Genomic DNA, 23,030 nt, shown 5'->3' on the forward strand with positions numbered 1-23,030 from the left:
GGGGCCGCCCGTTTTTTAGCTGTCGCCGGAGGCTGCCTTGATGCGGGCAAACACATCATCCAATGCGGTGTGGATCGCTTCGCCGCCTTTTTCACGGATAAAGGTTTGGGCGACCTGTTCGTTTAAGCCGCCCGGTGTTGCGTGGCCGTCGACCAGCTCGGCAAAGCTTTGATCCGGGGATTTAAGCGTATTGTCGGAAAGACCCGAAAACAGGGCAGCGAGATAGCGCCTTGCGTCTGCGTAATCCGATCCCTGTGTCACCATCCATTGGGCGGCGTTTTCAAGGATTTCAAAATAGGTCGCCATCAACGCACTGCCCGCGGCATAGCCATCAAAGGCGTCAATGGTGTCAGCCGCCACAGCGCCGCCGAGTTTATCGAACAAAGCAATCACGTTGTCAGACCCGGGATAGACCGCAGTGACGCAATTACAATGGGCGACCGAGGGCAAGGGAATGGCGCGATCAAAGGATGCGCCACCGCAAATCCAGCCTTGCAGGGTTTCAATCGGAATGGTGGCGATCAGGCTGACGATTTGGGTTTCGGGACCAGCTTTGAGGCCGGTTAGGACCTTTTGGGCGTCTTGCGGGCGGATCGCCAGAAACACCATGTCAGCACTTTCCATGATTGCCTGATTGTCGTCTTCGGCCCGGACAATTTCAAAATCAGCGGTCAGCTTTTGCGAAAACGCCCGACCGCGGGTCGAGACAATAATTTCGGATGCGGAATAATCGGTCGATAAAAGACCCCGTATCACCGCATCACTAATCACGCCAGTGCCGATAAAGCCAAGTTTCATAGGAATTCCTCTAAACGGACGGCGTTAAACAGGTTTTCGTCACCGGATAAATCGCCTGCCATGTCCCCGGATTGCGGGGACGGGGCGTTTGGGTTGTTTTGGATATCACTGCCGTCATAGGCCGCCACCACGCGAAATTCCGGGCCGTCGGCGGTTGCGTGGCTTTCATACAGGCAAAAGCGATCAACAGTGAAGCTGCGTGATTGAATGTCGCCATGGTCGGCGACGGCTTGTTCAACCGTTGCCCGCGCCGCCGTTCGATTGCGGCCCAAGGTGATATGCGGGGTGAATTTGCGCAACTCCATATCCGGGATGTCATCAACGGTCCGCAAGGCACTTTCGACCCGTGCGGCCAGTTGATGCAAGAGCGGTTGTTCAGCAACACCGGCCCAAAAGATGCGAATTTTCTGGGCGGAGCCAAAAACATCAAGCCCCTGAACACGCAGATCAAACGGGGTAAAGGCCAGTTTTGACAGGGCCTGATCAATTTCCCCCGCAAGCCCCGGATCGACATTGCCGATGAATTTCAGGGTGATGTGCATGTTTTGCGGAGTTTGGGCATCAAGCCCCTTAATCCCGCGCGCCAACGGGTAAAGATCAGCCGCAATATCAGCCGGTATTTCGACGCCAACAAATAAACGCATGTGCGAAACTCAATATCGAAATCAGATGGGCGGAAGCAAATGGGGCTTTAGCCCGTTGCCTTGTTAGACGGTTCAGAAGCATCCGCATTCGGCTGGGCGGCAAGCTTTGGCGCGGGACGGCCGGGAAGCGGGATATTGTCATCTTCGCCCGCCACGGGTGGGAAATTCCCCGCGTCCCAATCAGCTTTGGCCTGTTCGATGCGGTCCTTGCTGCTGGAAACGAAGTTCCACCACATATGACGATGACCCAGCGGCACCCCGCCCAGCAGCATCACGCGGCAATTGGTTTGCGCGACGATGTCGGGAATTTCTTCGGGGGCGACAAAGACAAAGCTTTGCGGATCATAGGCCGAGCCATCGATGCGCAAGGTGCCCGACACGACGTAAAGAGCGGCTTCCTGATTTTCACCGGGCAGCAAAAGCTGTGCGCCGGCATCCATATAGACATCGAGATAAAACAGCTTGGACTTGACCGGTACCTGGGCGGTTTTGCCAAAGGCCTCGCCCGCGATCAGGCGCATGTGCAACCCGGCATCCTCGATAACCGGCAGGTCATCCTGTGCGACATGGATGAATTCGGGATCAGACTCCTCGTCTTCTTCGGGAAGGGCGACCCAAAGCTGCAGGCCATCTAGTTTATGGTGGCTGTTGCGGACCGCGTCGGTTTCGCGTTCCGAATGGGTGATGCCACGCCCCGCATGCATCCAGTTAAGATCGCCCGGCTTGGCTTCAAGCAGGCTGCCGATGCTGTCGTGATGGCGAATGGCACCTTCGAAAAGGTAGGTCACCGTTGCCAGACCAATGTGGGGATGCGGGGCAACGTCGATGCCCTGACCGGGTTTAAACACCACCGGTCCGATGTGATCGAAAAACACAAATGGTCCGACCGCGCGCACTTCACGGTGGGGAAGAACGCGGCGCACGGTGAAACTGCCAAGATCGGTTTGTTTCCCAATAATCTGCTTTACCATGCGTCGCCTCCTTATCGGTGGTCAGGCATGCGCCGGATGTTCATCACCCCAGCGCATGCCATTGATCGTGCATTTTAATTGTGCCCGTCTTGTGACTTTGCGGGCACTGATGTTCCGAACCTTTAAGGCCGGGATACCTACTACTGGGGCCTTATGGGCACGGATAGGTATAGAGTGTGTGGATGTTCTCAATTTCCTCAAGCACGTGATCGGACAGGGTAATGTTGGCCGAACCGATATTGAGTTTGAGCTGTTCCATGCTGGTCGCGCCAATGATGTTTGACGTCAGGAACTGACGCGAATTGACATAGGCCAGCGCCATCTGTGACGGATCAAGGTCGTTATCCTTGGCAAGCTTGACGTAGGCTTCGGTCGCTTTGACGCCATTGTCGGTCAGGTAACGGCCAAAATATTGCGGCCAGATCGAGGAACGTGCGCCTTCTGGACGGGCACCGCCAAGATACTTGCCCGACAATGCGCCGCCACCCAAGGGCGAATAGGCCAATAGACCGGCATCTTCGCGGATGGAGCATTCTGCCAAGCCGACTTCGTACTGACGGGTCAGCAGGCTGTAGGGGTTTTGGACGGAAACCACACGCGGCAGGCCGCTGGCATCGGCAAGCTGCAGGAACTTCATCAGGCCCCATGGGCTTTCGTTTGACAGGCCGATATGGCGGATTTTGCCCGCTTCGACCAATTCGCCCAAGGCACCAAGGGTTTCTTCAATCGGGGTGGTTTCTTCGTCCGCATCGTGCGTGTAACCCAGTTTGGAGAAGAAGTTGGAATTACGATCTGGCCAGTGCAGTTGGTACAGATCGACATAATCGGTTTTCAGACGTTTGAGCGAACCGTCGATGGCTTCAAAGATTTGATCGCGGGTCAGGCGCGGGCCGCCGCGCACGAACGGAAAGCGATCCGCCGGACCGACCACCTTGGTCGCGATGACAAGATCGTCGCGCTTACCACGTTTTTCCAACCAGTTGCCGATGATGGTTTCGGTTTTGGTGAAGGTTTCTTCCATCGCCGGAACCGGATACATTTCGGCGGTATCAATGAAATTGACTTCGTTGGACGTGGCGTAATCAAGCTGCTCGAATGCTTCGTCCTGCGTATTCTGTTGGCCCCAGGTCATGGTGCCCAGGCAAATAACACTGACATCAATGTCAGTTCGTCCCAATCGACGGTATTCCATATATCAATCCCCTTTTACACCCCAAGTGGGGTGCACATATTTTCCAATGGATTGAATATATCCTGTCAGGGCCGGGATGAAACCGTTGAAGGCAAAAAATGTCGTGATGTCACGGTTTTGCACAGCTTATGCAAGGGTTTCCAAACCCAAATCCCCCTAAACAAACAATGTTAAAACACCGGTATAGCCATAAAACCGGTCATTGCAGACTTCGCCATTGCCATAAAATCCGGTCAGCGGCAAATCGCCCAATTCATCGCGGATAATCATCATTTCGCGGCTTTCGGTGCCAAATAATTGCGGCCCACGGGCGACACAGCTGCAATACAGCGCGCCGCGCGGTTTGCCCGGCAGACGTTTTTGTAAATCGCCCAGCATGCGGCGCAGGTCTTCTTCGGCGGCGACACCATCGCGGCGGACAAACCGAATGGCATCCCCGGCTTGGACATCGCCGCTCATGGCGATCATGTTGTTTTGCGGATCAACACCGACCAGGTTGCGCACGACAAAATCACCGGTATCGGACCCCGGGATCATCAGCGCAACGTGATACCGCCCGGATGCGATGGAGCTTTCACTGCCGTCGGAATCAAGGGCTTCTTTTAGGACCTCAAGTGCCGGTCGGTCATCGAGTGTCGAGATCACCCCTTCGCGGCCATCGGTGACGCGGTGCACCGGGCCGACCGGCGTGCAGGCCTGACTGATGCCGACCTGAACCGACGTGCTGGAATCAAACAAAACACCAGATAACCCGCCATCGACAATGCGATCAGCAATCTGTGGCGCGCCACGTTCGCCCGACGCAATACCACCGACAAGATAGGTTGAGCCAACGCGCGCCAGCTCTGTCAGGGTTGAAAGCGATTGTGGTGCGCCCGGATCGCCATGGACCAAGCCAAAGATCGGCTGCAGGCGGTCAATCGCCTGTTGCAGTTTGGGCGCATCGAGATCCGCATCGGTTTTAAGCGGCTCAAACACATGGAAATCATCGTCGGAAAACGGCGCAATCATCACCGAGGCAGCGGGAACGCCGAAATAAGCCCGGCCCGATCCACAAACCCCAACGCCCACCGTGCCAATCCAATGTTCAATCGACAGCCGGGACCGAAGAAAGGTCAGGATGCTGCCCAAATCATCCGAAAGGGCTTCGGTGACATATAAAAATGCCAAGGCGTTTTGTGGCATGGCACCAGTTTGCAGTTGGTCGGCAAGTTCGGATGCGACTGCGGCCCAGTTTTCACCACTGGCATGTGCCGCGTAAAATTCCGCCGTCATGGATACTCCCGATGTTTCCAGTTGGGCCGTGAAAGGCCCGTTCTCAGGTCTTGTTCAGATGTTGGTTTTGTCTGGTGCCTGATCTTTAATAATATAAGAACATTCTAATTATGGTCCAGGTTACGCCGCCCGGCAATCGCAAGATCACCGAACGTCATATTTCCCCACCTTATGTAATATGACGCCGCAGCAGATCCATGGCCGCATTGAGCTGCGTCATGCGTTGATGCGATCCATAGTTGCTGTCGGGGTGGTGAATGGCGGCAAGGACACGGTATTTGGTACGAATTTCGCGCAAATCCGGGCGCGCATTGGGGGCAAAGCCCATCACGTGCAGCGCCTCGTTAAAGGTGGTGACACCGCGATCAAGCGGATCAAACGCCAAGTTATCAACAATCTGACGCAGGCGTTCGAGTTCTTCACGGGACTGCAAAAGTTCGACCGGCGGTTCGGCCTGACGCTTTTTCAAGGCGCGGGCTTCTTCGAGGGCGGCAATTTCGGCGGCCAGCACATCGGATTTTTCCACCCGCATTTTGACGTCGCCACTGTCGAAATCGAGCGCCATTTTCAATGCCTTACGCACCGTGACAATTGAAAACCCCGGCGGCAAACGCAGTTGCAGCCTTGGTTTGCGCCGCCATGGGCGTCCTTCGGCGGGGCCGGATTTCAACACGATGGTTTCGCGGTCCGACTTGGGCGGATCGCCCGGATCGTCATATTGCTCGATGGCCTTTTCGGGCACGATCAACATGACAGACCGCGCCAGATCAGCCGCATTCACCCCACGCCGTTCGGCCAGCGCATGCACCGCATCGCGGAAAATCGATGAACAGGGAATGGTATAGGATTGTTTGACGCCCGGCGCAGACACGCATACCCCACACAAGTATTTGATTTTAAATAATATTATTGCAAAACCTGCCCGATAACAGGCAGCGACGACCTAAAGTCTATCGACGGATTTGGGTCGCGGCAACTGCATTTGCAGTCAAAATTTGTATCGCTTTCATTTCATCCACAGGCGCTTGTGCGCTTTTAAACAGCGACTCGCGAGTCGCCAAAGGGCGCAAAACACCCGAAATACCAGCGTTATTAACGATTCCCCCTGCCTTTGCCGCAGGCACCTGCCAAAAAGTTCGTCAACAAAGTTATCCACAGGCTTTTGTTTTCATTTTTTCCGAGTTTCTGGCTAAGTGACTGAATCCTAACGGCTCTTTGAGCGACCCGGTTTTCCCGGTTGTGGCCGCTTTCGGCTTTACCACCGCCCTTCCGGGATAAAAATTTTGCCAATTGTCGGAATTGGAAAACTTGAAAACAACATTCGTAGTTAGGTGATCGGACAATTGGAACATAACCGAAAGTAAATGGAGTGTTAATTTTACACTTAACCCGCTGTTGAGGGGTATTTGGGCCCGTTTTTACCCCCTTTTTGGGGTATATACCGCCTGCATAAACACACCTTAACATTCTGTTTTTAATATGTTTTTTCGCGACCAGGTCCATTCCCGCGCATCGCAGAAGCAATCTCAAAAATATCGTTTCGAAGTGTGTACAAATTCTATCTACATAAGTGGTTTCCGATGGCCGATTTAGGGTGTTTTGACCGCCATTTGGTTGGGGGTCGGCAGAAAATGCCATACCGGCCAGAGCGCAAATGCTTGGAATACCTACTCTTTTACGGTTTTCCGCCGTAAACGCAAAGCAGGCTGCACCCGTTAGATGCAGCCTGCTTTTGATCGTTATCCGTGATGTCGTGCAACGCGAATGGGGCGCTCAAACGGGGGCGCGTAACAGCCTGATCGGTTAATTATCCGACGACAGGGCGGTTTTCGGATCAAGTGACAGCAACGAAATCACATCCGGCAGGATACGGCCGACGATTTCTTTGACACCTTGTGGGTTTGGATGCATGCCGTCATCAAGATTAAGGTCCGGATCAGCAACAACGCCATCCAGGAAAAACGGATATAAATCAAGGTCATACCGACCCGCGAGGTCGGGATAGATGCTGTCGAATTCATCGCGGTAGTCGGCCCCCATATTGGGCGGCGACATCATCCCGGCCAGCAAGACATCAATGCCCTGTGCCTTTAATTTCTCGATGATCTGGGCCAGATTATCGCGTGTTTGGGACGGTTCCACACCGCGCAGGGCATCATTGGCGCCAAGTTCCAGCAAGACGGCATCGGGCTTTTCAACCAAGGCCCAATCCAAGCGCGCCAAGCCAGCCGCTGTGGTGTCGCCAGACACCGAACTGTTAACGACATTGACGTTATAACCGCGATCATTCAGCGCCGATTGAAGCTGCGGCGCGAAGCCTTCGTCCTGGTCCAAGCCATAGCCGGCCATTAAGCTATCGCCAAATAAAACAAGGGTTTTTGCGTCTTTATCCGCCGCATTTGCCGGAGAAGACAGCGCCACGGCGCCCACCCCGATCACCATTGCGATCGTAAGTACCGATGCGCGCGCACCTTGTGCGACGGCACGCAAGACCCGTTTGGCAGTGAACTTGATTACAGTGCGCCCTTGCCCGAAGCCGAAATTCATTACACATCCCATTCAAAATGCCTGTTATTTTATTGGAACCTTGGCCATTCGACGACCGTTAAGCGGCATCTTCAAACCGTTATGAAACCACGTATTGGGCCATAAAAGTTTGAACCGAACGCCTGCGTTCCCGTATGGACATGTAGCCCGCATTCTTGTTCTTGCAATGGATTAAGCCCGATTGGACCCCAGATGAGTGTTACGAAAACCGCGCCGATCCCAGATGAAAATGCCCCCACGTCCGCGCCCGGCGCGGTGAAAACCGTCGATGTGCAGAACCTGAAACTGCGCCTTGAAGGCCCGGCGGGGATTGTTGAAATCCTTAAGGGCATCGACATTTCGATCAATGCGGGTGAACGCGTTAGTCTTGTGGGGCCATCCGGGTCAGGCAAAACATCGCTTTTGATGGTGATTGCCGGGTTGGAACAGGCGCAAGAAGGCGTTGTTTCGGTCTGTGGCAATGATCTGCGTGCACTGAATGAAGATGGGCTTGCCCTTTATCGCCGTCATCATGTTGGCATCGTGTTTCAGGACTTCCACCTGATCCCGACGATGAGCGCACTTGAAAACGTTGCGCTGCCGATGGAATTTGCCGGGCGCAAAGACGCATTTGAGAAAGCAGAACAAGAACTTAAGGCTGTTGGCCTTGGCCATCGTCTTGGCCATTATCCAGGCCAGCTTTCGGGGGGTGAGCAACAACGTGTTGCCTTGGCGCGCGCGCTGGCGACCGATCCGGAATTGCTTTTGGCCGATGAGCCGACCGGTAACCTTGACGGCACCACGGGCGAAACCATCATTGAATTGCTGTTTGATTTGGCCAAGGACAAGGGATCAACATTGTTGTTGATTACCCATGATCCGAGCCTTGCCGAGCGATGTGATCGGACCATCATGCTGCGTGATGGGGAAATCGTTTCGCAGCAGGAAGATCATTCATGAGCGACAAAATAACCCCATCCAACGGCGCATCAAGCGACACTCCGATCAATATGGGTGCGGCCAACGGTACAGATGGTGCCGACCGCCTGTGGTCGATTGCGTGGCGGGTGTGCCGACGCGAACTGCGCGGCGGACTTTCGGGCTTTTGGATTTTCCTGGCCTGTCTGGCCCTTGGCGTTGGTGCGATTGCATCCGTCGGAAACGTTTCGGAATCCGTTCTTTCGGCGCTTGAACGTGACGGGCGGAAGCTTTTGGGTGGCGATGTTGAGCTGCGCCTGACCAATATGGATGCGACAGCTGAGCAAATTCAATGGCTTAACGACAATACCGAACGGGTTGGGCAACTTGCCACCATGCGCACCACCGCCTATGGCCCGGATCAGCGCCGGTTGGTGGAGCTTAAGGCGGTTGATGATGCCTATCCGCTGTTTGGCGAGATGAAGCTTGCCGATGACATTCCGTTTGACGGGATCCTTGATCAAAAAGACGGCACGTGGGGGGCTGTCAGCGAAGCCGGGCTTTTGGAACGGCTGAATATCAAGATTGGCGATACGGTTAAGCTTGGCGATATTGATGTGCAAATTCGCGGCGTCATCACGACCGAGCCAGATAAAGCGGTTGGGTTCTTTAATTTCGGGCCGCGTTTGATGGTGTCCAAAGACGCACTGATGCAGACCGGATTGGTGCAGCCCGGCAGTCTGATCCGCTATTATTACGCTTTGGATTTGAAGGGCAACGAAACCCCGACCGCCTTTCGCGAACGGCTTGATGAGCGGTTTGAAGATGCGAGCTGGCGCGTGCGTGATACGGCCAATGCCAATCCGGGTTTGAAGCGGTTTATCGAACGATTGACGCTGTTCCTGACCCTTGTTGGGTTGTCCGCCCTGTTGGTGGGCGGGATTGGTGTTGCCAATGCAGTGCGCAGCCATATCGAAAGCAAAACATCCGTGATCGCCACGTTGAAATCGGTTGGTGCATCCCACGGATTGGTCTTGCGGATTTACTTCCTGCAAATCCTTGTTCTAGCGATCATTGGCATTACCATCGGCCTTGTGATTGGCGCGGTAACCCCGGCACTGATTGCACCGGTTTTGGCCGGGCGCCTGCCGATTGATGTGACATTGGGCCCGGCATTGCCGTCGCTGTTGATTGCGACAAGCTTTGGCATTTTGACCACCCTGGTCTTTGCCCTGCCATCATTGTTGCGCGCCCGTGAAATTCCCGCCGCCCGCCTGTTTCGGGCCAGTGCAGGATTGCTGGGCGGAAGCCCGGTGCGCAAACGTGACCTGCCCTATATCGGGTTGCCGCTGGTTCTTTTGCTGGTGTTAACCGTGGTGACCGCGACGGATAAAACCATCGCACTTGGCTTTATCGGCGGATCGGCAGCGGCGATTGTGATTTTCACCTATGCCGGTCGGGCAATTGTATCTTTATCGAAACGTTTTACCGGCGGACGCAATGCGTTTTCACGCTTGGCCCTGACCAACCTGCATCGGCCCGGTGCGAGCACGGTGCCCGTGGCGCTGTCGCTTGGCCTTGGTTTGACATTGCTGGTGACGATTTCCGGGATTGAGGGCAACCTTGATAACGAGATCAATGAAAACCTGCCGGACTCTGCCCCGGCGTTCTTCTTCCTTGATATCCGCCCGGATCAAATGGATGCGTTCCGTGACCAGCTTTTGGCCGAGGATAATGTTTCGGATATCGAACAAACGCCGATGTTGCGTGGACGTGTCACAGCGGTTGATGGGGTTAAATCCGAAGATGTCGGACCGGGGGAAGACCGTTGGTTCCTGCGCGGGGATCGTGGCCTGACCTTTGCGGCATCACCGCCGCCAGAAACCAAGCTGGTGCAGGGGCAATGGTGGCCGTCTGATTATGATGACGCGTCAAAGCCGCTGGTGTCGATCAGTGCGGATATTGGTCGGGCCTTTGACCTTCAGCCCGGTGACACATTGACCGTCAATATTCTGGGGCGTGACATCACCGCAGAAATCGCCAATTGGCGCGAAATCGAATGGCAAAGCCTGCGTATGAATTTCGCCATGGTGTTCTCACCGGGCTTGATCGACAAGGCGCCCTATAGCCTGATTGCGACGGCCCATATGCCACGCGAAATGGAAGGACCGGTTGATCGCATGATCGGGCTGGATTTCCCGAACGTTTCGGCCATTCGGGTACGCGAGGCGCTTGAGGCGGCCAACGCCATCTTGGCGGGGATTGGTACGGCCCTTAATGCCACGAGTATGATTGCGATTGTTGCTGGGGTGTTGGTGTTGGCCGGTGCGGTTGCCGCCGGGCGGCGCAAACGCATTTATGATGCCGTCGTCCTTAAAACGCTGGGCGCAACGCGGGCCAATATCCTTTATGCCTATGCACTTGAGTACGGCATTCTTGGCTTTGCGACCGGGGTGCTGGCGGCACTGGTTGGGTCACTTGCCGCGTGGTCGGTGCTTGTCCTGGTGATGGGGGCGTCTTGGACGCTGTTGCCCGCCACCATTCTGGGGCCGATTGCCATTGGCCTGTTTGCCACCCTGTCAGCCGGGTTTGTCGGCACGTGGCAGGCATTGCGCAGCCCGGCAGCACCGTTGTTGCGCAACGAGTAGGATGGCGCTGAGTGGTCCTGAATAGCGCTGTATGGCGCTGACCTGATGCGATACGCTTCCAAAACAAACTTAGGGCCGGTCATATTACTGACCGGCCCTTTGTCGTTTAAGCCATCAATGGCGCATGATTACGCCAAATCGCGCAAGGCCCGGCGGACCACCTTGCCGGTTGTGGTCATGGGAAGTTCATCCAGAAAAGCAATTTCGCGCGGGTATTCGTGGGCGGCCAAGCGGGTTTTCACAAACTGCTTGATATCGCCTTCGAGCGCGTCACTTTGATCAAAGCCATCGGCCAAGATGACAAAGGCCTTAACGATCTGCCCGCGTTGGGGATCGGGTTTGCCTATGACACCCGCCATGCGCACGGCGGGATGGGCAATCAGGCAATCTTCGATTTCGCCCGGACCAATGCGGTACCCGGCCGAACTGATCACGTCATCATCGCGTCCGACAAAATGGATATAGCCATCTTCGTCGACACAGCCCATGTCGCCCGTCAGAAGCCATTCACCGATATATTTGTCGCGGGTGGCATCGGGATTACGCCAATATTCCAAAAACATCACCGGATCGGGCGCGCGCACCGCAATGCGGCCCATGTCACCAGCGGCCAACACATTGCCATCAAGATCAATCACCGCAACATCGTGCCCCGGAACCGGTCGCCCCATCACCCCCGGCTTAGAATCCATGATTGATTGGCAGGAACTGACGACCATGTTGCATTCGGTCTGACCATAAAACTCATTGATCGTGACCCCAAAGACCCGACGCCCCCAATCAAGCAATTCCGCGCCAAGGGTTTCGCCGCCACTGGCGATGGAGCGCAAGTTACAGTCAAATTTCTGCGCCACATCATCCCCGGCCGCACGCATCATCTTTAACGCGGTTGGCGGCAGGAACGTGTTGCGCACCCCATAATCAGCAATCAGTTCAAAGGCGGCCTCGGGGGTGAATTTTTCAAATCGGTGGGCCACCACCGCAATTCCGTGATGCCACGCGGGCAATAACACATCGAGCAATCCACCAATCCATGCCCAATCGGCGGGCGTCCACATGACATCGCCATCCTTGGGAAAGAAATCATGCGACATTTCAACGCCGGGCAAATGGCCCAGCAACACCCGATGCGCGTGAAGCGCCCCTTTGGGTTGGCCGGTGGTGCCCGATGTATAAATGATCAGGGCCGGTTCATCGGCGCGCGTTTTGACCGGCGTGAAATCATCGGCTTCTTCAGCCGAGAGCGCCTTGAAATCAAAGCAATCATCGGGCGCGCCATCAATCACATAAACATATTCAAGGGCCGGTAAAAGATCGCGAATTTCGGCAATTTTCGCCGCCCCTTCGCGGTCGGTCACAAGTGCCTTGGCCGCACAGTTGCCCAACCGATATTCCAGTGCATCGACCCCAAACAAGGTAAATAGCGGCACGGCAATGCAGCCCATTTTATAGGCGGCAACATGGGAAATGGCGGTTTCTGGACTTTGGGGCAGCAATATCCCCACCCGGTCACCGCGGCGTATCCCATGGCGGCGCATAACGTTGGCAAAGCGATTTGAAAGCCGTTTGATTTGGGCAAAGGTGTAATCGCGGCGCGAACCATCGCGCCGACGGTACATTAACGCCAGCCGATCCGGGTCATCGGCCCATTTGTCGCAAACATCGACACCAATGTTGAAATAAGTCGGCACGTCCCAGACAAAGTCCGAACGCACCGTCGCGTAATCATCACGACAGACCAGCATGTTTCCTCCCTGTATCTACCGCTGTTTTTTGTTTTTCGCTGCGGTAAATTTTGTCAGCATGCTAGAACCAATCTGCGCCAATTGGAAGGTCGGAGTAGCATCCTATCCGACCAGATATGTCAGCGAACCGGGTCCAAAAGGAACGTGAAATTCGCATCCTGCCCGGCATCTGTCGTCGCCGTCGCGTGACAGCCAAGACAGGAGGCATCGCTTTGATGCTGAATGAAGCTTTCAAGGGCAAGGTTGCTTAAGAAACGGGGGACTTCGCCAACCCCAAATGGCGCACCGCCCGGGTTGCCGATCCATTGCGTGCCAAGCAACATGTAATTTTGCCAAACCGTGCCGGCCAATTTGTTTTGCCAGACAAAATTCGCCTCAGCCGTGCCGGAAAACAAGCGCCAGCAGCGCACGATATCGGGCGGGTTGATCGGATCGCCAGAGATATTGCGGGCATAGGGCGCGTTATCGGCCCAGCGAAGGTCGGTTTGAATGGATTGATTGGCAGGTTTTCCGGGCTTTGTATGCCCACCATAAAACACAAACCCATCGGTGGGAGCCTCCAAAGTCGATGGATCAGGGGCCAAGCAACCATCGGCAAAGGGCGTATCGGTGATGATGCTGTTGGGGCGGCGGGCATTGGCGGCAAGTGGGGCGGTGCCGGTATGTTCAAAGCTGGACCAAATCCAACGATCGCCATTGCCGCTGGTGACACGCTCCACCAAATGCATGCCAACCAGCCCAACCGTGACATCAAGACAGGTCGGCTTGCCATTCAGCGTGACATCCCCATCAAGTGCAATGCGTGCCGGCCGTGTAAAGTAATTATCAGAAGCGGGTTCTTCTGGCAGGATACGCCAGGCAAATTTCAAAAGCTGCGCGCCCATTACCCTGCCGAGCTGCCCATCACCCAGAAGGGCCTTGGTTGGCGCGTTGGGTGTTTCGCCCGCGCCCGAGGCGGTGATGACGGAGGCCGTGGGTTTCGCGGCCCCGATCACGCGGGTTTCGGGGCTGCGGCCCATCGGGAAGTCAACCGTCATGCCCGCACTGGCAAAATCCAACCGGCCATCTTCGTGATTAAGGCGGTTCTTGCGAATATAATCAGCCGCCACCGGATTGATCCGGGTTTCATATAAAATGAAATTCCCGGCCTGATCGACCAGCATATCGCCGCTTGATTGCACATGACTTGCCAGCAAAAGGGCACCGTCGGGCAATCCATCGCGGCAAGCCGGGTTGGGCATGGCAACCTCGGCAAACAGATCGCGACTTGTTGGGAATGTTTCCCAGCGCGCACGCCCAGCCCGATCAGGATCAGGGGCGGTTACGGCGACAAAGGACTGCCACGAAAACCGGTCAAAGGGGCGCTGTGCCTCGTAAGCGAGAAAGCGATAGACAAAACTGGCGTCAAATTCCGGCACATCGACCGGCGCAACCAAGCAGGGTGCCGCCAGATCGGGATCCGCACAAAATTCCGTTTCGGGATAGCGATCGGTAAAGACCGGGACGGTTTTTGCATCAGGTGCCGCCGATAGATTGGCATTCTGTGCCACGGCAACCATTGGAATGGCAGCAGCAAAGACCATCAGACTCGCAAGACCAACCACACCAAATCCCGCCAAACGCCCCCAAAGGGGTTTGGGCATAACGATTTGGGATGTCTTATTTTTTTTAATCCTGTTGGGTGCGGGCATGGCAGGTTTTGCCTTAAAATATTGCGGTCACGCGCGGTTATCCCCTGCTTTGGCGCATATTAGCGCTTTTTGGCGGCGATGTCGCGCATTAGCGCGAAGTGAACAAGGTCACATCTGACTTTCCCACAAGGGCCGCAACTTGGCGGAACCGTTGCTTTTCACGGAAATTCTGCCATATTTTAACCATCGCAGAAGTCTATAAAGCATTCTGCACACAATTGGATCAAAGAGGGATTTCAATGGCTTTTGAAACGCGTCAACGCGGCTATGACGTCTCGGTTGGCCAGTCGGCGGCCGAGATCGATGCAGGTCTCCGCGCCTATATGCTGCGTGTTTATAACTACATGGCATCCGCACTGGCTTTGACTGGTGTGGTCGCGATGGCAGTGTCCACCAGCCCAACCCTGATGCAGGCAATTTTCGGTACGGGTTTGCACTGGGTTGTCATGCTGGCCCCGATCGGACTTGTCTTCTTCCTGAGCGCGCGCATCCATAAAATGAGCTTTGGCGCAGCACAGGCGACGTTCTGGGTTTATGCCGCCCTGATGGGGCTGTCACTGGCGTCGATCTTCTTGGTGTATACCGGTGAATCGATTGCCCGGACCTTCTTCATCACCGCAGGTACCTTTGGTGCGATGAGCCTTTATGGCTATACCACCAAGAAAGACCTGTCGGGTTGGGGTAGCTTCCTGTTCATGGGCCTGATCGGCATCATCATTGCCAGCGTTGTGAACATCTTCCTTGGCAGCGGCATGCTGCAGTTCGTGATTTCAGCAGCTGGTGTACTGATCTTTACCGGTCTTACCGCGTATGACACCCAGCGCATCAAGGAAGAGTATCACGAACAGGACGACGTAGCGACTTCGGGCAAGAAAGCCCTGTTTGGTGCCCTGCGTCTGTATCTGGACTTCGTGAACCTGTTTATCATGTTGCTGCAGTTCTTCGGCGCAAGCCGGGATTAGGATGCGCCCCGCGCATTCGCAGTCAAAAACCCCGCAGCTTCGGCTGCGGGGTTTTCTTTTATCTGCTCAATCCGAAACGCCAGACGCGATCAACGTCAATGGCGGCAGAAGGCAGGAAGATGTTGGCTAAGCTTGGCGATCAGGACGCCGCGGGTTCTTGCTTGGTCTCGCCGCCTGTCGCACTTATCACCGCCTTGCGATGGCTAATTTGCGAGAGCATGTTTTCAGAGCGCGCATAGCCGCCCGATGCAGCGCGTGCAGCACCCTTTGCCCCGGCATCCATGAAGGCATGATAGGCGTGGGAAAAGCTGACACGGGCATGGCCGATCAGTTTTTCATCCTTGCCGTTGCTGCCGTTTGTTAGCTGCACCGTGGCAAGGGCAAACATGGTACGGCCCCAAATATAGGGCTGTTCACGGCGATTACAGACCTTAAGCGATGCCTGAAACACCGGAATGACTTGTTCATCAGGAATATGAACATCATTGATCAAGGCCGATGCGACCAGGGATTCCCCCAAACCATAGGCGGCCACCGCATAAAGCGGCGCATGCAGGCTGCTATTGATCATGCCGATTGCACGGCGGAATTGGGAAGCGCCCATATCAGACAGTTTGGCTTTTTCGATTTCCTTGGCATAGGCAACCAATGCTTCGCCCAATCGACAAAGGGCCGCGGCACAGTCGGCGGCAGAGCCACCGCTTAGTTCAAAGCGCCGGACAAGGAACTTCCACAGCGCGACGGCAACCGTGCCCGCACTTTTTTGCATGTTGCTGACCAAGGACCAATTCACCAGCCCGCCATACAGCGCCAGAACCGCCGTTTGCGGGCAATCAACCTTGTCAAAGTCGCTGATTGCGGCAATCAGGTCTTCGGTGCTGGTTTCTTTGATGGTGGTTTCTTTTTGTGCAACGCCCTCGCCCAATAATCCGGATGGGGCCTTTGCCCGGACCGGGGCCGGTGCCGCAGGTGCGTCACCCGCCGCCGTCAGGATTTGGCGAACGCGCGGTTCCATAACCCGTATCGCCGAGGCGCAGTAACTGCGATCACCGGTTTCGGCCAAAACATAGGCTGCAAACGCATAGGCGCTTGCGACACCGGTACCGGCCTTTTCAAGGGTATCACCGTTTTGAATGCGTTCCTGAAAATCATCCAGATGCGACGTCAAACGCGCCATCTGCAAAGAACGCTTTTCACTGCCACGGGATTGATGGACAAGCTCCGCACATAGCAAAATGCGCACGGCTTCGGCCGTGTCATGGTGATCGGGCGCGGTGAAGCAATGGGTCAGTGGCATCAGAACTTCGTAAAGCGGGGATGCCAATTCATCGCTGATTAAATGGATTTCAAGCTGACCACTTGGCCCGTTTTCACGGCCCCAAAAGGCGGTCGTCGCATTGCGATAGTGTGCAGCGTTTAAAACACCAAGTTGGGCTTCGCGCAGGGCGACAAAAGGATCGGCAACATCGGGGTTGGGTACGAAATGATGATCAATCTGAACAGATTTTCTTTCGGAAACCGATCCCAGATGCCGGACCAGAAGATCAGAAATGGCATCAGATGACGGCGCCCCGGCCGGTATATCCGCACCGTTGGCAGCCGCCGTATCTGCATTTGAAAATCGGGCGATGGCATAGGTGTGCACGGTTTCTGGCGCAGCGGCGGTCGCATCTGGCGTACCGACGGCGGCAGAAGATCCTTTTGATCCTTGAGCTGCGAACAATGACTTGATCGCAAGGCCCACAGCAGACCAGAAACCAGCCATTTTTTCCCTTGCCTCTTATCGCGTCTTATTTATTGGCAATTAGAAACAATGATCCGTAATTGCAGGACTATTGTCCGCTGCAAGGCAACCGGGGTCAATCCAATCAACCAAGATTTTCACGATACTGAAGGATAGAGACCCCCGTACACCTATATAAGAAAACCCGATAAATGGCTGATATGGCATTGTAATTTTGGACAGACTAAAGGCCATTTGGCAGTGCGTTTAGCCCCAAGGCCGCTTTCGGCGGCGGCGCGGTTCCTGTTGGGACGCACGCGGTTTTGCCTGCCACGGGCCAGAACGTTCCGCCTGTGCCCGATCCGACTGGGACGCATTGCTTTGCGCCCTGCCCTGTGCGCCGTCATGGGTTGGTTCGGACATTTGGCCAGACATTTGACCAGACATTTGACCAGACATTTGACCAGACATTTCGCGCAGGCGGGCAATCCGGTTGCCCATATCAGGATGGGTGGCAAACAGGCTGTCCATGCCCTTTCCCGACAGCGGGTTGGCGATATACATGTGCGCGGTTGCCGGATTGCGTTCGGCATCCTGATTGGGGATGGTGTGAACGCCTTTATCAAGCTTATTTAACGCACTGGCCAACCACATCGGATGGCGGCAAATTTCCGCACCGATTTTGTCAGCTTCATATTCGCGGGTGCGCGAAATTGCCATTTGCACCAGCATCGCGCCAAGCGGTGCCAGAATGGCGACCAAGATCATGCCCAAACCGCCAAGCGGATTGTTGTTATCGCTGCGATGGCCGCCGAAAATGCCCGCAAACATCGCAAAGTTGGCCAAGGCGGAAATGGCACCGGCGATGGTGGCAGTAATCGTCATAGTCAGGGTATCACGGTTTTTAACGTGTGCCAGTTCGTGGGCCATGACCCCGGCGATCTCGTTACGATCCAGAAGCTTTAACAAACCGGTGGTTGCCGCCACGGCTGCATTTTCCGGGTTTCGCCCGGTGGCAAATGCGTTGGGCTGCGGGTTTTCAACCACATACACCTTGGGCATCGGCAAACCTGCATTTTGCGATAATTCACGCACGATCGAGACCAGCTCAGGCGCGGTGCGATCATCCACCTGTTGTGCGCTTCGCATCCGAAGCAACATCGCATCGGAATTCCAATAGGCAAACACGTTCATCGCACCGGCAAATAACAGGGCAATGATCATGCCCTGCTGGCCACCAATCATCATACCGACCACACCAAACAATGCGGTCAAACCGGCAAGTAACAAACCTGTACGGATGTAATTCATGCTCAAATGCCCTTTAGACAATTCCGTTAGGCAAAAGATAGGCAGAAGCGCAGACAACGCAAGCGATGGCGACAATGAGTGAGAACGAACTCACATTATGGTGTGCAAGAAAAAGTAAAACAGCCGGACCGGCGGGGTCGGGGGAAAATGCGGTCCGGCTGTTTTTGCAACGACGTCGTTTACTCTGCAGACTGATGGGGGTCAGCCTCGTTAAGAGAACGGACTTCGTCGCGCCGACCAATCATGCGCACAAGCACATAAAAGACCGGTGTCAGGATCAGGCCAAAGATCGTCACACCCAGCATGCCTGAGAAAACGGCAATACCGATTGCGTGGCGCATCTCAGCCCCGGCTCCACTGGACAGAACCAGCGGAACAACGCCCATGATAAAGGCCAGTGAGGTCATAAGGATCGGGCGCAGCCGCAGACGGCTGGCCTCAATCGCGGCTTGAAGCGTTGTTCGGCCTTGGTGTTCGAGTTCGCGGGCAAACTCGACAATCAAGATCGCGTTCTTTGACGCTAGCCCGGCAAGCACGAACAAACTGATCTGGGTGAAGATGTTATTATCCCCACCAAACAGATAAACACCAAAGACAGCGGACAGGATGCTCATGGGGACGATCATGATCACCGCCAGTGGCATGGTCAGGCTTTCGTATTGGGCAGCCAAAACCAAGAACACCAGAAGAATACAGATCGGGAAGACATACATGGCCGTATCGCCCGCCAGGATCTGCTGATAGGTGAGTTCGGTCCATTCGTACGACATTCCGGGTGGCAGGGTTTCATCAAGTATTTTCATCATCGCAGCTTCTGCCTGACCACTTGAATAGCCCGGTGCCGGACTGCCGTTTAGATCTGCGGCACGAAACCCGTTGTACCGCATGGACGTATCTGGCCCGAACGTTTCATCAACGGAAACAACACTGCCAAGTGGCACCATTTCCCCGTCCGAATTGCGCGTTTGCAGGCGCAAGATATCCTCGGGGCTTGACCGGAACGGCTTATCAGCCTGTGCAATGACCTGATAGGTGCGGCCAAAGGCGTTGAAGTCATTGACATACATCGAGCCCAGATAGACCTGCATGGTTTGGAAGACTTCATCAACCGGAATGCCAAGCTGTTGAACCTTTGTCCGATCAAGCGTCGCCTGAAGTTGCGGAACGTTGATGTTGTAACTGGTGAACACGCCGGTCAGTTCCGGTGCGGCCCATGCTTTCGCCAGGACCTGCTGCATCACATCATCAAGGGCACGATAGCCCTGATCGGCGCGATCTTCGACCTGAAGCTTAAAGCCGCCAACGGTGCCAAGACCCTGCACCGGGGGTGCGGGGAAAATCGCCACAAAGGCCTCGTCAATCCCGGCATACTTCTGTTGAAGCGTCCCAGCAAGCGCCAGACCAGACAGCTCATCACTTTTGCGGGTCGCAAAGTCATCCAAGGTGACAAACACGATGCCCGAACTTGAACTGTTCACGAACCCATTGATCGACAGGCCGGGGAACGCAAGTGCACTTTCAACACCAGGTTCCTTAAGCGCAATGTCAGACATTTCGCGCATGACTTCTTCGGTGCGGTCCAATGTCGCACCTTGGGGAAGCTGGGCGAAGGCAACCAAATATTGCTTATCCTGAAGCGGGACAAAGCCACTGGGCAGAATCTGGAAGCCCTGATAGGTCAGTGCCAGCAAGCCAAGATAAAGCACCATCATGATCGATTTCAGACCAAGCAGGCGTTTAACCCCACCGGCATATTTATCCGTGCTGCGGTTAAAGAACCGGTTGAAGCCACGGAAGAACCAGCCAAAGACAAAGTCCATACCGCGCGTGAGCCAATCCTTTGGCGCATCGTGGCCACGCAACAAAATCGCGGATAAAGCCGGACTAAGTGTGAGGGAATTCACCGTCGAGATGATCGTTGCAATCGCAATGGTCAGGGCGAACTGCTGATAAAACTGGCCGGTTAGGCCACTGATAAATGCAATTGGCACAAACACGCCGGTGATCACAAGCGAGGTCGCAATGATCGGCCCGGTGACTTCGCGCATTGCCGCAACCGTTGCATCGCGTGGCGACAAACCACGTTCGATGTTTCGTTCGACGTTTTCCACCACCACAATCGCATCATCGACCACAATCCCGATGGCAAGGATCAAGCCAAACAGCGACAACACATTGATAGAAAAGCCAAACACCAACATCAGTGCGAAGGTACCGACAATCGACACCGGCACCGCCAGCAGCGGAATAATCGACGCCCGCCATGTTTGCAGGAAGATCGTGACCACCACAACAACAAGGGCGATGGCTTCCAGCAAGGTCGTGATCACGGATTTGATCGAGCTTCGGACAAAGACCGTCGGGTCATAAACGATGCTGTAATCAAGGTCTTCGGGGAAGTTTTGTTTAAGTTCTTCCATGGCGGCGCGGACGTTGCTTGAAATATCAAGCGCGTTTGCACCGGGTGACGCAAAGATCGGAATCGCAACGGCTTCTTTGTTATCGAGCAAAGACCGCAGGGCATATTGCTGTGCCTGCATTTCGACACGTGCAACATCACCGAGACGCGTGATCGTGCCATCATCCCCGCGTTTGACGATAATGTTTTTGAATTCATCAGGGGTTTCGAGGCGACCGCTGATATTAATCGGCAACTGGAATTGCACACCGGTGTCATAGGGCGCACCGCCGATGATGCCCGCAGCAACCTGGACGTTCTGGCTTTGAATGGCGGAGACCACCTCGCCCGCGGTCAGATTGCGTTCGGCAACTTTGTCGGGGTTGAGCCACACCCGCATCGCGTAATCACCCGAACCAAACAGCCCAACCTGACCAACACCGCGAATACGCGCCAAACGGTCGCGCACATGTAGCGTCGCATAGTTGCGCATATAAAGAACGTCGTACCGGTCATTGGGGGAACGAAGATGCACCACCATGGTCAAATCAGGTGACTGTTTTGACACCGTCACGCCAAGTTGCCGCACGACATCAGGCAAACGCGGTTCAGCCTGCGACACGCGGTTCTGGACTTTTTGCTGAGCCAGATCCGGATCGGTGCCGATTTCAAATGTTACGGTCAGAGATAATTTGCCATCCGTTGTCGCCAGCGAGTTGACATACAGCATCCCCTCAACCCCGTTGATTTGTTCTTCAAGCGGGGAAGCGACGGTTTCGGAAATCTCGGCGGGATTGGCACCGGGAAAATTGGCGGTTACGACAATTGAGGGCGGCACGACGTCCGGATATTCGGAAATCGGCAGGCGCCACATGGCAATCAGACCTGCCAAGAGAATCAATACGGACAGGACGCCGGCAAAAATCGGCCGGTCCACGAAAAATTTCGATAAGTTCTGCATCAAGATCAGCCTTGCTTATGCGTACCCAAAAGCATCCGTTAGGACGCAGAGGCCTGCAGAATTTCGGGAGCAACGGACATACCGGGGCGGACTTTCATGATCCCGTTGACGATCACAAGTTCGCCAACCTCAAGTCCGGATGTCACAATCCGCTTGCCATCGACCTCAGCCCCCAAGGTGACCTGTCGATAGGCCACCGTGTTATCGGGTTGAACCACATAGACAAATTTGCGGTCCTGATCGGTGCTAATTGCTTGTGGGGCAATCATGATGACGTCTTTCTTGGCAAGGGTGCCAAGTTCCAGACTGGCAAAGGTGCCGGGCAGAAGCGTGCCGTCAAGATTGTCAAACATCGCACGGGTCCGAATGGTGCCGGTGCGCGGATCAATGCGGTTATCAAAGCTGTGCACGTGACCCGAAACTTGCCGACCATTTGAAAGCGTCATGTTGACCGGGATGCTTTGCGCAGCATCGTCGACCTTGCCGCTTTCGCCGAGGCTGGCAAAGAAGGTCTGCTCATCCAGATCGAAGTCGGCATAGATTTGCCCGGTTGAGACGATGGTGGTCAGAACCGGTGCATTTGGGCCAGCATTGACCTGATTGCCAACGGTCAGTTCGACCCGGCTGACACGGCCGTCAATCGGGGCTTTGACATAGGCATGATCAAGTTCGATTTCGGCCAGTTCTAGCTGTGCCTGTGCACGGCTGACCTGACTTTGCGCCACCTGATGGGTGCTGAGCCGTTCGTCATAAACGCGCTTGGAAACGGTGCCCTTGGACACCAGTTTTTCGGCACGTTTCTTTTCCTTGGCCGCCAGCGAAAGGTCCTGGCGGGCAGCCGAAAGGGCTGCGCGCGCTTCTTCGACGGCGGCCTGATAACTGCGCGGGTCAATCACGGCAAGAATGTCGCCCTGTTTGACCAGCTGACCGTCTGTGAAGTTGATTTTGACGATTGCGCCGCTGACCTGCGGGCGAAGCTGAACTTCCTCGACCGCGCTTAAACGGCCGGAAAAGTTGCTCCAGAGGCGGACAGAACTGCTTTTTACATCGGCAACAGAGACCGGCATTGCCGTCGGAGCGGTTTGAACCGCAACCTCGTCGGCGGCTGAGCCCGCGATATGAAGGCCGTATCCGCCAGCGGCAACTGCCAGCGCCAAAACGGCCGCAGGCAGCAGCAATTTACGTTTTAATTGGGACTGCATCTTTCCATCTTCCAAAAGCGTGAGCCGCACCTATGGCGGACTGTTTGACCGCATAGATGCATACC

At 55.1% G+C, this 23,030-nt stretch carries 16 protein-coding genes; 3 read left to right on the top strand and 13 right to left on the bottom strand.

Annotated features, from left to right (window positions below; translation table 11 throughout):
* Nucleotides 1-15: 15 nt before the first annotated feature.
* The 7 genes from HCZ99_RS02800 to HCZ99_RS02830 all read right to left on the bottom strand — a co-directional run bounded on the left by HCZ99_RS02800 (nucleotide 16) and on the right by HCZ99_RS02830 (nucleotide 7,427).
* Nucleotides 16-798, bottom strand: coding sequence for a pyrroline-5-carboxylate reductase (locus tag HCZ99_RS02800; RefSeq protein WP_167445327.1), 783 nt, complete (start codon nucleotides 796-798; stop codon nucleotides 16-18).
* The gene (gene thpR / locus HCZ99_RS02805) at nucleotides 795-1,442 is read right to left on the bottom strand and encodes an RNA 2',3'-cyclic phosphodiesterase (protein WP_167445328.1); all 648 of its coding nucleotides are present in this window, start codon (nucleotides 1,440-1,442) and stop codon (nucleotides 795-797) included. Before thpR ends, HCZ99_RS02800 begins: the two co-directional genes overlap by 4 nt.
* A gap of 47 nt (nucleotides 1,443-1,489) precedes the next feature.
* Nucleotides 1,490-2,413 carry a pirin family protein gene (locus HCZ99_RS02810; RefSeq protein ID WP_167445329.1) on the bottom strand — a complete coding sequence of 308 codons (924 nt, stop codon included), beginning with the start codon at nucleotides 2,411-2,413 and terminating at the stop codon, nucleotides 1,490-1,492.
* Between the two features lie 151 nt (nucleotides 2,414-2,564).
* Nucleotides 2,565-3,605 carry an NADP(H)-dependent aldo-keto reductase gene (locus HCZ99_RS02815; protein ID WP_167445330.1) on the bottom strand — a complete coding sequence of 347 codons (1,041 nt, stop codon included), beginning with the start codon at nucleotides 3,603-3,605 and terminating at the stop codon, nucleotides 2,565-2,567.
* A 156-nt stretch (nucleotides 3,606-3,761) separates the two neighbouring features.
* Complete coding sequence (locus tag HCZ99_RS02820; protein WP_167445331.1) at nucleotides 3,762-4,880, bottom strand: FIST signal transduction protein; 1,119 nt, start codon at nucleotides 4,878-4,880, stop codon at nucleotides 3,762-3,764.
* Between the two features lie 169 nt (nucleotides 4,881-5,049).
* Nucleotides 5,050-5,751 (bottom strand): J domain-containing protein, encoded by a 702-nt coding sequence (locus tag HCZ99_RS02825; protein WP_167445332.1) that lies wholly within the window; start codon nucleotides 5,749-5,751, stop codon nucleotides 5,050-5,052.
* Between the two features lie 932 nt (nucleotides 5,752-6,683).
* A complete protein-coding gene (locus HCZ99_RS02830) occupies nucleotides 6,684-7,427 on the bottom strand; it encodes an arylesterase (protein ID WP_167445333.1) in 744 nt (247 codons plus the stop codon).
* Between the two features lie 192 nt (nucleotides 7,428-7,619).
* On the opposite strand from HCZ99_RS02830, the gene HCZ99_RS02835 reads away from it, so the two are divergent.
* Together HCZ99_RS02835 and HCZ99_RS02840 are read left to right on the top strand one after the other, a co-directional pair.
* Nucleotides 7,620-8,366, top strand: a complete 747-nt coding sequence (locus tag HCZ99_RS02835; RefSeq protein WP_167445334.1) for an ABC transporter ATP-binding protein — start codon at nucleotides 7,620-7,622, stop codon at nucleotides 8,364-8,366.
* On the top strand, nucleotides 8,363-10,972 hold the full coding sequence (locus HCZ99_RS02840; RefSeq protein ID WP_254869403.1) for an ABC transporter permease: 2,610 nt from the start codon (nucleotides 8,363-8,365) through the stop codon (nucleotides 10,970-10,972). Before HCZ99_RS02835 ends, HCZ99_RS02840 begins: the two co-directional genes overlap by 4 nt.
* Nucleotides 10,973-11,100: 128 nt before the next feature.
* Here HCZ99_RS02840 and HCZ99_RS02845 read toward each other — a convergent pair whose 3' ends face one another.
* Nucleotides 11,101-12,717, bottom strand: a complete 1,617-nt coding sequence (locus tag HCZ99_RS02845) for an acyl-CoA synthetase (RefSeq protein ID WP_167445335.1) — start codon at nucleotides 12,715-12,717, stop codon at nucleotides 11,101-11,103.
* Nucleotides 12,718-12,836: 119 nt separating this feature from the next.
* Entirely contained in the window at nucleotides 12,837-14,360 is a 1,524-nt protein-coding gene (locus HCZ99_RS02850; protein ID WP_254869404.1) for a hypothetical protein, read from the bottom strand.
* 287 nt (nucleotides 14,361-14,647) lie between these two features.
* On the opposite strand from HCZ99_RS02850, the gene HCZ99_RS02855 reads away from it, so the two are divergent.
* The gene (locus HCZ99_RS02855) at nucleotides 14,648-15,370 is read left to right on the top strand and encodes a Bax inhibitor-1/YccA family protein (RefSeq protein WP_167445336.1); all 723 of its coding nucleotides are present in this window, start codon (nucleotides 14,648-14,650) and stop codon (nucleotides 15,368-15,370) included.
* 139 nt (nucleotides 15,371-15,509) lie between these two features.
* Here the strand turns inward: HCZ99_RS02855 and HCZ99_RS02860 are convergent, their stop codons facing one another.
* From HCZ99_RS02860 to HCZ99_RS02875, 4 genes are all read right to left on the bottom strand, one after another.
* On the bottom strand, nucleotides 15,510-17,135 hold the full coding sequence (locus HCZ99_RS02860) for a hypothetical protein (RefSeq protein ID WP_167445337.1): 1,626 nt from the start codon (nucleotides 17,133-17,135) through the stop codon (nucleotides 15,510-15,512).
* A gap of 225 nt (nucleotides 17,136-17,360) precedes the next feature.
* Nucleotides 17,361-18,404 (bottom strand): zinc metalloprotease HtpX, encoded by a 1,044-nt coding sequence (gene htpX, locus HCZ99_RS02865; protein ID WP_167445338.1) that lies wholly within the window; start codon nucleotides 18,402-18,404, stop codon nucleotides 17,361-17,363.
* A gap of 179 nt (nucleotides 18,405-18,583) precedes the next feature.
* Entirely contained in the window at nucleotides 18,584-21,763 is a 3,180-nt protein-coding gene (locus tag HCZ99_RS02870; protein ID WP_167445339.1) for an efflux RND transporter permease subunit, read from the bottom strand.
* Nucleotides 21,764-21,801: 38 nt separating this feature from the next.
* Entirely contained in the window at nucleotides 21,802-22,965 is a 1,164-nt protein-coding gene (locus tag HCZ99_RS02875) for an efflux RND transporter periplasmic adaptor subunit (protein WP_167445340.1), read from the bottom strand.
* Nucleotides 22,966-23,030 lie beyond the last annotated feature (65 nt).

This window comes from Thalassospira lucentensis (genome assembly GCF_011806425.1).
GTDB classification, from domain to species: Bacteria; Pseudomonadota; Alphaproteobacteria; order Rhodospirillales; family Thalassospiraceae; genus Thalassospira; species Thalassospira lucentensis_B.